The organism is Saccharopolyspora sp. ASAGF58 (assembly GCF_012277335.1).
In the GTDB taxonomy this organism is placed as follows: Bacteria; Actinomycetota; Actinomycetes; order Mycobacteriales; family Pseudonocardiaceae; genus Saccharopolyspora; species Saccharopolyspora hattusasensis.
This window is the reverse complement of the sequence record NZ_CP040605.1, coordinates 5,953,659-5,965,808: the sequence shown is the minus strand read 5'-3', so window position 1 is coordinate 5,965,808 and position 12,150 is coordinate 5,953,659. Positions and strand designations below refer to the sequence as shown.

Sequence of the window (12,150 nt, the reverse complement as noted above, 5' to 3'; positions counted from 1 at the left end):
GTCGGGTGACCACCCCCGACGACACGCCGGGTGGTCCCACTATTGGCAACCAGGGTGGCCCCATCCCCTTGGCAGAAATCCGCTCAGGGCGGTCCCATCAACCTGGCAGGCGACAAACGCGTAGGAAACATCTCCGCCTGGGTAACGGCCATGCCCGCTCCCGTGATGCTGAGGCCCAGAACCAGCAGGGCTTGCGCGAGGATGGCCGACCCCAAGCTGGTGCCTTGCGCGATGAAGAACGCTGGAACACTTAGGACAGCCAGCGTGGCACTACCCAGATACAGCACCGGTTTTCTACCGACTCTGTCGCTCAGCAGACCGAACAGCGGGGCGGCGACGAGGAACGGCGAGTAGGCGACCACGGTCGTCAACAGCGCGGTGGTCTGCGGTATACCGACATTGATGGTCAAGAAGGTGACGAAGTAGCCGCTCACGATGTAGAACACGACGCCGGTGAGCGTGCTGAAAGCCAGGACGTAGGCGATCTCCTTGGGGTACTCCTTGATAGCGCGTACCAGTGGAAGCTTTTCCACCGTGTCCGTCGCCGCCACCTCGCGGTACGCGGGGGTGTCCTCCATCTTGAGGCGGATCCACAGGCCCACGATCGCCATGGGGGCTGCGATCAGGAATGCACGCGCCAGCCCCAGGTGGCGTATGCGTCCGGGGACAGCAACGACGTGAACGCCATCACCGTCAGGGCGCCGACAATAGTCGGCAGGACCGTGGAGCTGAGCGATATGGCCGCCCAGAATCCTCTGCGCCCGGCCGGTGCGTACTCCAGGATGAAGGAATTCGCGCCGGGGAACTCACCGCCTACCGAGAAGCCCTGGATGAGCCGCGCCACCAGCAGCAGGAGCGGAGCCAGCAGGCCGATCTGGCCGTAGACCGGCAGGAGACCGATGATCGTCGTCCCTGCCCCCATCAGCAGGAGCACCGCAGACAGCACATTGCGGCGGCCGATCTTGTCACCGAGGTGCCCGAAGAAGAACCCGCCCAGTGGGCGTACCAGGAAGCCAACGCCGTAGATTCCGAACGTGGCGAGCAAGGCCGCGGTCGTATCCACCTTGGGGAAGAACAGAGTCGCGATAATCGGCGCGGAAAACCCGTAAATGGCCCATTCATACGTGTCCATTCATGGCTTGGGTTGAGCTGGGGTTGGTGGGGCGTGTCTGGCTTGATCTTGTTGGCTTGATCGTCGATCATTGTGGCCGTGTCCGTACCGCCCGAGCAGCCTGCGCCGTCGTATGAGCAGCTTGCGGAATTGGTGACGGCGCTGTCGGCCGAGGTGGCGGCACTGCGGGCGGAGAACGCGGAGCTGAAGCGCAGGTTGGGGATGGATTCGACGAATTCCTCGACCCTGCCGTCGCAGGATTCGCTCGCCCAGCAGTCTCAGTGAACTTCGAGCACCCGCAGGCAGGATGACGGAGGGGGACGCGTATCGCGTCCAACTCCGTCTCCTGTGCTTACTCGGAAGGTTAACGGCGAGCTGCCGACTTCGTCTCGATCTCACCCGCTGGACTAGGCCCGGGGCTGCCGGGGGCGTGCGCGGGGATGGTGGGGCGTCGTGCGAATTGTGCGAGGGATAGCAGGAGGAGAACGGTGGCGGGGATCGCACCAGCGAGCGTTAGGCCTATTCGGGGGCCGAGGTGCTGGTTGACGGCGCCGAGCAACGGTCCGCCGAGGGCGCCGGTGCCCATGAACACGAGAAGGTAGACGCCCACCACCCTGCCGCGAAGCGCACTCCCGGCGGCGAGTTGCACGGTGGCGTTGACCGCGGTGAACAACTGCTGGGTGGCCATGCCGACCGCGGCGAGGGCGCACGCGAGGCTCCACAGCGTCGGCATGGCGGCGGCGACCAGGTACAGGCCGGCCAACGCACACCCGGTCCAGGTCAGTCCACGCAGGGTGGTGCGGGTGCGGCCCGCGGCGATCAACGCGCCCAGCACGGAGCCGAGCGCGACGGTGGAGGTCAGCAGCGCGTAGCCGGCGGGTCCGCTGTGGACGGTGCGGGCGTAGGCGGCCAAGGTGCCGGGCAGGTTGAGCGAAAACATGCTGAACGCGCCGACCAGCACGATGGGCCGCCAGATCTCCGGTCGCCGTGCCAGCGCGCGCAGACCGCCTGGGGCGGGTGCGGCAGCGCTCGCCCCAGGCGGTGAGTGCGTGAGCCGGCCGGGGTCGATGCGGGCGAAAGCAACGAGCGCGACAGCGTAGGAGACGGCGTTGAGTGCGAAAGCCCAGCCCGGGCCGACGACGCTGATCAACACTCCGGACACCGCCGGGCCGGCAAGGGCACCAAGTTGCCACACCGAGGAGTTGAGGCTGACCGCGCTGTGAAGCTGGCCGTACCCGACCAGGTCCAGAACAAACGCTTGCCGCACAGGCTGATCGATCGCGGCGATAGTGCCGACTCCGGCCGCCAGAAGCTGGATCTGCCAGGCGGTGATCTGGTGGGTGAGAGTGAGCCCGGCGAGCAGCGCGGCCAGGATGGCGGCCGCAGCTTGGGTAATTTGCAACACGCGGCGCTTCGGGAAGCGGTCCGCGATCCACCCGCCTGCCAGCCCGACGACCAGCATGGGCGCCCATTGCAGACCAGCAGTGACGCCGACGGCGGTGGCGCTCCCGGTGAGGCTGAGGACCAGCCAGTCCTGGGCGATGCGCTGCACCCACAGCCCCGTAGTCGCCACCGCCTGGCCAATAAGAAACAGACGGAAGTTCCGGGAGCCCAGCGCGGCAAACCTGACACTCCGCGGGGTAGGCGGTCTCGACCGGGTGGGGAAATGCTCGCGTCTGTGGGCCGCCCTAGTCACGGCGAAGCGCCTCCTTCGTTAGCCGGATCTGCTTCTCCATCATTGGGTGCCCATACCAATTTAGAAAGAAAATTGGTACAATAATTCCGATTACGAATCGCGATGAATCGCCGAAATATTTGGGGTAGTGGTGTTTCCTCCGGAGCAGGTGCGGACGTTCCTGGCGGTGGCGCAGTCGTTGAGCTTCACGCAGGCCGCGGCGGCGCTGGGTCTCGGGCAGCCCACGGTCAGCCAGCACATCCGCAAACTCGAGCAGACAGTGGGCCGGCCGCTGCTGGTCCGGGACACCCGCCGCGTGACCTTGACGGTCGACGGGGAGGCGATGGTCGGCTTCGCCCGCTCCATCCTCGCCGCAAACGCCCAGGCGACGGACTACTTCACTGGCGCCGGGGTGCGGGGCCGGTTGCGATTCGGAGTGACCGACGATCTCGCCTTGACCCAGGTGCCACGGATCCTGCGGGACTTCCGGCACCTCAACCCCGGTGTCACTCTCGACCTCACCGTGTCCCAAAGTGTGCAGCTGCAACGCCGGGTGGAATCCGGCCACGTCGACGTCGCCTTCCTCAAAACCGCCGCCGGAGACGGGCGCGGTCGGCTGGTGCGCCGGGACCGGCTGGTCTGGGCGGCCGCCGATGGCACCGGCCTACGATGGGACGAACAACGACCAGTACCACTGATCGTCTACCAGGCCCCCAGCCCAAGCCGCGCACTGGCCGTGCAAGCCTTGGAACAGGCTGGCATCAAACACCGCGTGGCCTGCACCGCGCGCGGAATCAACGCCGTACTCGCCGCCACCCGCGCCGGCCTCGGCGTCGCGATCTTCCCCCGGAGCCTGCTGCCCGCCGACCTAGCCGAGCTACCCCACAGCACCGGACTACCCGAACTCGGCGAACTCGACCTGGTCCTTCTGACCAATCCCCACGCCCCCGCCGAACCCGTAGAGGCACTCACCACAGCGATCCTGGCCCACAGCAACCCCATCCGCCCCATCCAGGACACCCGCCACTGGCCGACCACCCCCACAGGACCCGGCATCCCCGGAACGCGTCCATAAATGGAGGGCTGAGGCCGTGCCTTTCAACCAGTGGCCAAGCGGGCGACCGCGCCGCCATAAGCACGGAGCAGCGGTAGCTCTCCCGCCAACACCCGTGAGCGTTTTTGGGTGCCATAGCACCCACAAACACTCACGGGTGTTCTTCGCTTACGCGGATTGCACTGGTGAGACTGATCCTCGTCTCATGCCCGCAGGAATTTGGACTTACTCGTCCAGTATCCAGCGCACGATTTGTGTTCGGGACGTGAAATTGAGTTTCACGAGTATGTGTTCGACGTGGGCTTCAGCGGTGCGCGGCGCGACGACCAGTCGTGCAGCGATGTCCTTGTTACTCAGGCCTTCGGCGATGAGTTCGGCGACTTGGACCTCTCGGCGGGTCAGCGGCGATGGCCTATCCGTACTCTCCTGCGACGGAGCGGCCGATAATGCGGATTGTGATTTCGTAAGCGCGAGATCCAATGCTTGCTCGTAGGTGAGGTGTTGACCTTCGCGGAAGGATTCGTCGAATCCCGGTTCGCCGAGCGACTTGCGGAGTTGGGCCTCGGCCAGATTGTGGGAAGAGATCAAGATACCCAAATCTGGGAGCGATACCCCGGTGCGTCGCCAGAGGGTATGTGCGGCACCGAGCAGCTGGGCGGCCCGCTGGCCGGGTTGAGTCGCGGACGTGACCCAGGCAAGTACTTCCATGACCCAGGGCGTCCCCCAGCGGTCCTTGAGGTTATAACAGTGCTGCATCGCTTCGCTGATCAAAGCCGTGGCGCGAGTGAGGTTGCCCAGGCGGAACTGGGCGACACACGCCGTCCACAACGCAAATTCCAGGAAGAATTCGGCCCCTGAATCGCGGGTCATGACGAGAAGTTCCTCGCTGAGGGGTTCGGCGGAGGCGTCGTCGGTCAGGGCGGCGCCCATGGCCCAGTTGAGCAATGCGAGCCAGGCTTGAACGGTGTCATGGTGGGCGCGGTGTCCTTCGGTGGCCTGCCGCAGCAACGGAGCCGCCTGGGCGAAGTCTCCCTTCTGCCACAGCGCGATCATTCCGGACAGGTATACCGCGCCCGTGAGAATGGAATCATCGTCCAACTGTTCCGCCATGTTGTGGTAGTCCCGTAGCAACCGTGGCGCGTCGGGGTCTCCTTGCAGACATGCCAGGTGGGTGGCGGCCCACATCGCCCAGGCTCGGGTCAAATCAGGTTGTTGAACACGCTCCAACGCCCGCTCGATCCAATAGCGGCCCTCGCCCGGCAGCCCGATGATGAACCAGAAAAAAAGCGTTTGCTTGAGGATACGCAACGCCGCCGTGACCTCATGAGGTTCGGCCACGCAGAATTCCAACGCTGCGCGCAAGTTGGCTTGCTCGGTGACCAGCTGAATGAGCCAACGCCCTTGGCGCGGGCCGAACAACTCGGCGTCGGCCTGGGCCGCCAGTCCTTGGAGCCAGTCGCGGTGCCGGCGACGCAGCATCGTTTCCTGGCCGCTCTCGGCCAGTCGTTGCATGCCGTACTCGCGAATGGTGTCGAGCATCCGGTACCTGGTCTGCGAACCGTGTTCTTCACGGAAAAGGATCGACTTGTCGAGAAGCGCGTTGATCAGCTTGAGCACCTCATATCGGTCGGCCCCCTCTTCGTGGCAGACCGCCTCGGCGCCGCCCAGGTCGCATCCCCCGGCGAAGACCGACAAGCGCGCCCACAATGCCTGCTCCCGCGGTGAGCACAGGTCGAAGCTCCAGTCGATGGCCGCCCTCAGCGTCTGCTGCCGAGCGGGGAAACCCTGGCGCCAACTCGTCACCAGACCGAAACGGTCTTCCAGCCGTGACGCCAACTGCCGTACGGTTAACCCCTGTAGCTGCGTCACCGCCAACTCGATAGCCAACGGAATTCCATCCAGCCGGCGACATATCTCGACGACCGCAGCGTTGTTGTCGGCACTGATCGCAAAATCTGGTGCCGTAACTGCTGCACGATCCGTGAACAGCCGCACAGCCTCACAGTCTGCGATCTCCTGCTCTGACGTGACCGCAGGGTCTGGTACCGACAACGGCGGGACGACAACCACGTGTTCGCCGGCGACGTCGAGTACGCCACGGCACGTTACCAGGAACTTCACGCCTGAGGCTCTGCGCAACACCGCGCTGACCAGGTTCGCGCACGGCGACAGGAGATGCTCACAGGTGTCCAGGATCAGCAGCAACTGCTTGTCGGCCAGGTAGTCCACCAGTGATTCCAGCGGCGGCCGACTTGACCGTTCGGTCAATCCGACCGCGCTGGCCACCGTCGAGGCAAGCAGTTCCCCGTCCGCGAGACCGGACAGCTCCACGAACCACAACCCGTCGGGAAAGGCCCGGCGGCGCTCGTGCGCAATGCGCAACGCCAACCGCGTTTTCCCTACTCCACCCGCACCCGTCAACGTCACCAACCGCGCACCAGCGAGTGCCCGCTTTACTACGGCGAGTTCCCGGCGACGGCCTACGAAACTCGTCAACTCGGCTGGAATTACACCGACTAGCATCACGCACCCCTCGCCATGAACGCTAGCACCACCGGGAAACGTCGGCGCTGCACCACTTCCACTCATAGATCCGGAATCCCGATTTCCAGATTAGCATTGTTCGCATTCACTGCGTTGCGGTGCGTGTCATTTGGCGATTGTGGCGTGACATCTGGTGATGGTGTTAGCCCTGACTTTTCATGTGGGTCGGTTGTGTTGCGGCGTGCCTGAACACAGAAAGTGCTCCTGACCTGGGAGGATACGGGTGTCTGACGTCCGTATCGCAACCAAGGTGAGGAGCACTTTCGAGGTGCAGGCTACTGGGTGGTCGCGGGGTTTGGAAGTCACCGCTGATGGTGAGGGGATCGTGTCGCACGCCGGGCTTGCGCTGCTGCGCGGGTTGACCGATAAGACGGGTTTGACCGCAGGCTTGTCGAAGGCGCTGGCCGGCACCCGGTTGCTGGTGCATAACCGGGGCCGGGTGGTAGCGGATGTGGCGTGCGCGATCGCCGACGGGGCGCGGGCGATCAGCGATTTCCGGGTGATGGGTGACCAGCGGGAGCTGTTCGGGCCGGTGGCGTCGGTGCCCACCGCGTGGCGGACGTTGGAAGAGATCGCCGACGGCGGAACCCGCACGGCGAAGAAGATCACCGCCGCAGTGAACACTGCCCGCCGGTATGCGTGGGACCAGATCGTGACACGCCACGGCACGCTTCCCGGGGTGCGCATCGCGGACAAGACCCTGGAGGGGGTGACCTGCGTCCGCATCGACGCGACGGTCACTGACGCGCATTCGGACAAGGAGTGGGCGGAGGCGAACTTCAAGGGGTTCGGCCATCACCCGCTGCAGGCCTACTGCGACAACACCGGGGGTGAGCCGCTGGCGTGGATGCTGCGCCGCGGTTCGGCCGGCAGCAACACAGCCGAGGACCACATCGCCATCACCGATAGTGCGATTGCCGCGCTGCCACAACAGTTTCGGAGGCGGTTGATGGTCACTGTGGACGGTGCCGGCGCCAGTCACGAGCTCATCGCACATCTGGACAAGCTCGCGTCCCGGCGCGGATACCAGCTCATCTACTCGGTGGGGTGGGCGCTGACCGAGCGGGAGAAGACCGCGATCCGGCTGGTGCCCGAGCGGGCGTGGGTGCAGGCGATCGGGCCGCGCGGGCAGCTGCGTGAGCGACGCGCCGAGGAAGCCTGCGACAACCCCCGGTGCACACACGCCCGCTGCTGGGTCGAGCAGGCCCACGTGGCCGAGCTGACCGGGCTGCTGCGGCAGGGACCAGGCGGCGACCAACTCTCCGCCTGGCCGGAGAAGATGCGGGTGTTCGTGCGTCGCGAACGTCCCCATCCTGGGGCGCAGCTGACCCTGTTCGAAACCCAAGACGGGTGGCGCTACACACTGTGGGTCACCAACCGTCCCGAGACCACGAAGGGGTGGCTGGGGCAGTCGCAGTACATCGACGCCGCGCACCGGGTGCACGCCCGGGTGGAGGACTGCATCCGCACCGGCAAGGACACCGGCCTGGGCCGATTCCCCTCCCGCGACTTCGCGATCAACACCGCCTGGCTGACCACATCCATGACCGCCGCCATCCTGCTCTCCTGGCTCAAACTCCTCGCCCTCGACGGCGCTCTGGCCAAAGCCGAGCCGAAAACGTTGCGCTACCGCATCCTGCACACCGCGGCCCGCCTCGTCCGCGGCGGCCGCCGACGACGACTCAAAATTCCCCGCACCTGGCCCTGGGCCACCCAGATCGAGAGCGCCTGGCAGCGCATCACCGCCCTGCCACAAGCACCCTAACCAGCGCCAACCCGCCCCTACGACCCAAGAAAGACCCCGGGGCCCGTGGAACCCCGGCCACCCGGCCCGACAGCCGGGCAACCATCACGCCCAGGCCGCGAAAACCAGCCCCACCACAGCAAAACCCAACCCCCTCACCCGATCACCGACCGCCATGAAAAGTCAGGGTTAGGACGTGTTTTATAAGCGGCGGCAGCCGCTTGCGGTGTGGGACTCAACTGGCACCGCCGCGGGTTCTCAGGGGTCCCTCCCACCAGTCCGGTGGGCCGCACCTGAGGCAACGGTCCTCGAACGCTTACATCGGGCTGGCCCCGGACCGGTTCTGGAGGACTTTCTTCCGCACCACGTAGCCGGCGAGCACGACGGCCACGCTGGCCAGACTGGTGAAGAACTGCCCGGACAGCCCGGGCTGAGCAGCCATCATGCCGAGTACCACCACAATGGACAGGATGACCGCGATGGTCAGCCACGGAAAGAGCCACATCTTCAGGGCCAGCTCCCGTCCTTCGCGCTGCATCCGGCGCCGTAGCCGGAGCTGGGCGAAGCCGACAAGCAGGTAGATCAGCAGCATGATGGCGCCCGACGCGTTCACGAGGAAGGCGAACAGACCGTCCGGGGAGAAAACCGCCGCCCCGACGGCGATGTAGCCAACCGCACCGCCCGCGAGCACGGCCCTCGTGGGAACGCGGGTGTGGCTCAGCCGGGAGAATGACCTCGGGGCGTCTCCGTGCGTCGACAAGCTGAACAGCACTCGCGAGGAGACGTAGACCGCCGAGTTCATGCAGCTGAGCACGGCCACGACGACGATGATGTTCATCATCTCGCCCGAAGCGGGGATGTGCATGCGGTCCAGCGCCGCGACGAAAGGCGACGCGCCGGGGACGATTTCCCGCCACGGCACCACGCACACGATCAGGAACACCGAACCGACGTAGAAGGTGAGCACGCGCGCGATCACCGAGCGCGTCATCTTCGCCACGCTCCGGGCCGGCTCGCTTGACTCCGCCGCGGCGATCGTGGCGATCTCGGCTCCGCAGATGGCGAAGATGACCGTCGGGATCCCCGCCAGAACGGCGGTCAGTCCGTTCGGCATGAACCCGCCGTCGTTGACGAGGTTGACCGTTGTCGGGCCGGTACCGGAAGTCCACCCTAACGCGTAGGACGCGGCCACCGCCATGAAGACGATGATCGCACCGACCTTGATCGACGCGAACCAGAACTCCGTCTCCCCGTATGACTTGACCGCGATCAGGTTGACCGCCGTCATGGTGATCACGAGCGCGAGCGCGAGCGCCCACATGGGCACGGGAATCCAGCGTTGCAGCAGTTCGGCGCCTGCCACGGCCTCGACGGCGACGACTATGACGAAGAAGTACCAGTACAACCAGCCCGCCGTGAACCCGCTCAGGTTGCCGAGGCTGGTGCGTACGTACTCGGTGAAGGTGCCGACGTCGGGCAGTGCGACCGCCATCTCGCCGATCATGCGCATGACGAGCAGGACGATTAGACCGGCGAGCGCGTAGGTGACGGTCGCGGCAGGCCCGATGTTGGCGATGGCCGCGCTGCTTCCGACGAACAGGCCGGCTCCGATGATCCCGCCAAGGGAGATCATGGTGACGTGCCGCTGCCGCAAGGCGTTGCCGAGGCGAGGTTTCTCCTGAGTTTCTGCTTTGTGCTGCGCGGTGTTCTCGAGCATCATGCCCTCCAGGATTCCCGACCGATCCAATGGAATCGCGTCATCCGCTCATCGTTCACGTTCCCCGAAAGGTAGTCACTGGACATCGTGTCCGGCTTCGGCGGAGTAGAACTCCATCATGTCGGTCTCGCCGTCGTCCGTCCACACCATCAGCGACAGCAGCAGTTCTGCTCGGACATGCGCGGAATCGATGTCTATGCCGAGGAGATCACGGATCTGTTCCATTCGACCCCGAAGGGTGTGCCGGTGTACACAGAGCACAGTGGACGCCACATTCCATTGCCCGCTGTGTTCCAGGTACGCGCGCAGAGAGGTCACGAGAGCGGTGCCGTTCTCGCGGTCGAAGGCGGACAAACGGCCGAGCCGCTCGCGCGCCAGCTCTGCGAGGGCCTCCCGGGTCCGTGAGTCGAACACCAAGGCATGCCCGGCCAGTTCGCCGAAACACACCAGTAGTGCGCGTCGTGCTCGTGCGGTACGGGCCGCGGTGAGAGCCTGGTGCAAGGCACCCGGCACGTGTTCAGGCGGCACCGGCTCTGATAATCCGCCGTACGCGGAACGAGACCTCCGCACCAACGCGGCAGTCAGAGTCCTCGCCAGGTCGAGCCCGTTCCCGGGCAGCAGAACCACCAGATGCTCGTCCCGCTCCACCGCGACGGTCGGCAGCTCCTCGCCGTCGAGCAGTTCGTCTGCCTCATCGAGCATCAACCCCGGATCGGCTCCGCCGCAAGCCAGGACCCTCAGCTCTGTCCCGGTGAGGCCGACGTCGCGCAGGTGTTCCTCAAACCGCCACGGAGACACCGACCGCCCGAGGCCGAGACCGAAGATGGTCCTGTTCAACCGGTTCTGCGCCGCCCGCAACCCCCGCGGCTTGACGCGATCCAGGACGATCAGGGAGACGGCGTGCGAGATCAGCGTGTGATCGGCCGGTCTCAAGCTTGACGGCCGGGCCAGCACGAGCCACCCGTGCCGCCTTCCGCCGACCCACACCGGTTGGGCGATGGTGGTCCCGTTCTTGTCCATGGCGGTGAACGTCATGGTCGAGTCCAGGTCTCCTTCCGGCAAAGAGAACGACAGCTCCTCGGCGTCCGCTGGTGAGGCCGCGAGTACCGAGCCGTCGCTGCTTCGCAGGAGTACCTGTGCTTCAAGGGCTATCGCGAGCTCGTGCACCACAGACTCCGGCCCTTGCCGCACCGCGGCACGGGTCATGCTCGACTGCACGCGGGAGTTCCGGAGGAGGTCGCCGTGGCACTCTTCCGCATACCGGTCGACCACCACTCTGATTACGTCGCGGAAAGGCGTGGACAGCGGCACCTCGACCAGCGGAAGGCGGAGCTCCTCCGCGGCACCGACGACCGCGTCGGGAATGTCCTGATAAGACAGTCCGACCCCGAAGCCAAGCGCCGCGCTGCCGGCCTCGGCGAGCCCGCGAACGTAGTTCCGTTGCGCGGACCGCTGGGCAGGCAGGCCGAGTCCCGTGGTCAGGACGAGCTCACCACCGGCCAGCCACGGCGAGGGGTCGGCGAGGTCGATGGCGTGGACCCAGGAGAAAGCTCGGTCCAGCTGGTCGGCGCCCGCACGAACCCGGAGGCCGAGTTCCGGGCGCCCGACCAGCCACCGCAGCGGCACCTGCATGCAGTCACCTCCGGGGTCCGGGCCGCCGTCAGCGCGCGGCCAGCCGCCACGACTCGCCGGCGAGCTGCAGCGTGATGTGCCCGTCTGCCGTCATTCCCTCGAGGACCTGCTCGTCCAGCATCGCGTGCATGGCGAGGCCGTCGGAGAACGCGACGAGCTCAGCGGCGAGCTTCGTCGTGTCGGCGTCCGCGGGTACCTGGCCCGCCTCTTGGCATTCGGCCACCACCCGGCGCACGACTCGCCGCCAGTTGGCCAGGTAGTCGACGATCTCTTCGCGCGCCGCGGGGTTCGCGGCCGCCTCTGCATAGAAGACGAGGAAGATCCGTGTCATCGCGATCCTCCGGTCGTCGAGCGGGAGCACGCTCTCGATCAGCTGACCGAGCCGTTCCAGGGGTGTGAGCGAGGCGTCGTGCCGCAGCTGTTTGAACATGCGCCCCTGCGTCTCGGCCGCCCGACGCAGCGCGCCGACCAGGAGGTCGTGATGGGAGCTGAAGTAGTGGTTGACGACGCCGGTGGACCACCCGGCCGCCTCGGCCACCGCGCGCAGCGTCAACGCCTTGATGCCGTCCTTGGCGATGATGTCCAGGGCGGCGTCGGCCAGCTCCGCTCGGCGCTGGTCATGATCGACGATCTTGGGCACGCATCCCCCTCCAGTGGCTTTTAAGTCGATCGC

10 protein-coding genes are annotated in these 12,150 nt (G+C 65.9%); 3 read left to right on the top strand and 7 right to left on the bottom strand.

All coding sequences use genetic code 11. The features are described from left to right. Positions 1-83 precede the first annotated feature (83 nt). Both FDZ84_RS41090 and FDZ84_RS41085 read right to left on the bottom strand, forming a co-directional pair. Entirely contained in the window at positions 84-611 is a 528-nt protein-coding gene (locus FDZ84_RS41090; RefSeq protein ID WP_168588283.1) for an MFS transporter, read from the bottom strand. Positions 612-622: 11 nt separating this feature from the next. After that, positions 623-1,132: an MFS transporter gene (locus FDZ84_RS41085; RefSeq protein WP_168588282.1), complete on the bottom strand. Its 510-nt coding sequence runs from the start codon at positions 1,130-1,132 to the stop codon at positions 623-625. Between the two features lie 78 nt (positions 1,133-1,210). Here FDZ84_RS41085 and FDZ84_RS27800 point away from each other — a divergent pair, with 78 nt between their 5' ends. Next, positions 1,211-1,396, top strand: coding sequence for a DUF6444 domain-containing protein (locus tag FDZ84_RS27800; protein ID WP_168588281.1), 186 nt, complete (start codon positions 1,211-1,213; stop codon positions 1,394-1,396). Between the two features lie 79 nt (positions 1,397-1,475). Here the strand turns inward: FDZ84_RS27800 and FDZ84_RS27795 are convergent, their stop codons facing one another. After that, complete coding sequence (locus tag FDZ84_RS27795) at positions 1,476-2,807, bottom strand: MFS transporter (RefSeq protein WP_168588280.1); 1,332 nt, start codon at positions 2,805-2,807, stop codon at positions 1,476-1,478. Between the two features lie 130 nt (positions 2,808-2,937). Between FDZ84_RS27795 and FDZ84_RS27790 the strand changes: the two genes are divergently transcribed. After that, complete coding sequence (locus FDZ84_RS27790) at positions 2,938-3,861, top strand: LysR substrate-binding domain-containing protein (protein WP_168588279.1); 924 nt, start codon at positions 2,938-2,940, stop codon at positions 3,859-3,861. 204 nt (positions 3,862-4,065) lie between these two features. Here the strand turns inward: FDZ84_RS27790 and FDZ84_RS27785 are convergent, their stop codons facing one another. After that, a complete protein-coding gene (locus FDZ84_RS27785; RefSeq protein ID WP_256413777.1) occupies positions 4,066-6,363 on the bottom strand; it encodes a LuxR C-terminal-related transcriptional regulator in 2,298 nt (765 codons plus the stop codon). Between the two features lie 244 nt (positions 6,364-6,607). Here FDZ84_RS27785 and FDZ84_RS27780 point away from each other — a divergent pair, with 244 nt between their 5' ends. Continuing rightward, a complete protein-coding gene (locus tag FDZ84_RS27780) occupies positions 6,608-8,149 on the top strand; it encodes an IS1380 family transposase (RefSeq protein ID WP_246868362.1) in 1,542 nt (513 codons plus the stop codon). 295 nt (positions 8,150-8,444) lie between these two features. Here the strand turns inward: FDZ84_RS27780 and FDZ84_RS27775 are convergent, their stop codons facing one another. From FDZ84_RS27775 to FDZ84_RS27765, 3 genes are all read right to left on the bottom strand, one after another. Then, positions 8,445-9,848: an amino acid permease gene (locus FDZ84_RS27775; protein ID WP_246868473.1), complete on the bottom strand. Its 1,404-nt coding sequence runs from the start codon at positions 9,846-9,848 to the stop codon at positions 8,445-8,447. Positions 9,849-9,920: 72 nt separating this feature from the next. Continuing rightward, positions 9,921-11,477 carry a PucR family transcriptional regulator gene (locus tag FDZ84_RS27770; protein ID WP_168588277.1) on the bottom strand — a complete coding sequence of 519 codons (1,557 nt, stop codon included), beginning with the start codon at positions 11,475-11,477 and terminating at the stop codon, positions 9,921-9,923. Positions 11,478-11,505: 28 nt separating this feature from the next. Continuing rightward, a complete protein-coding gene (locus tag FDZ84_RS27765; RefSeq protein ID WP_168588276.1) occupies positions 11,506-12,117 on the bottom strand; it encodes a TetR/AcrR family transcriptional regulator in 612 nt (203 codons plus the stop codon). Positions 12,118-12,150: the final 33 nt, after the last annotated feature.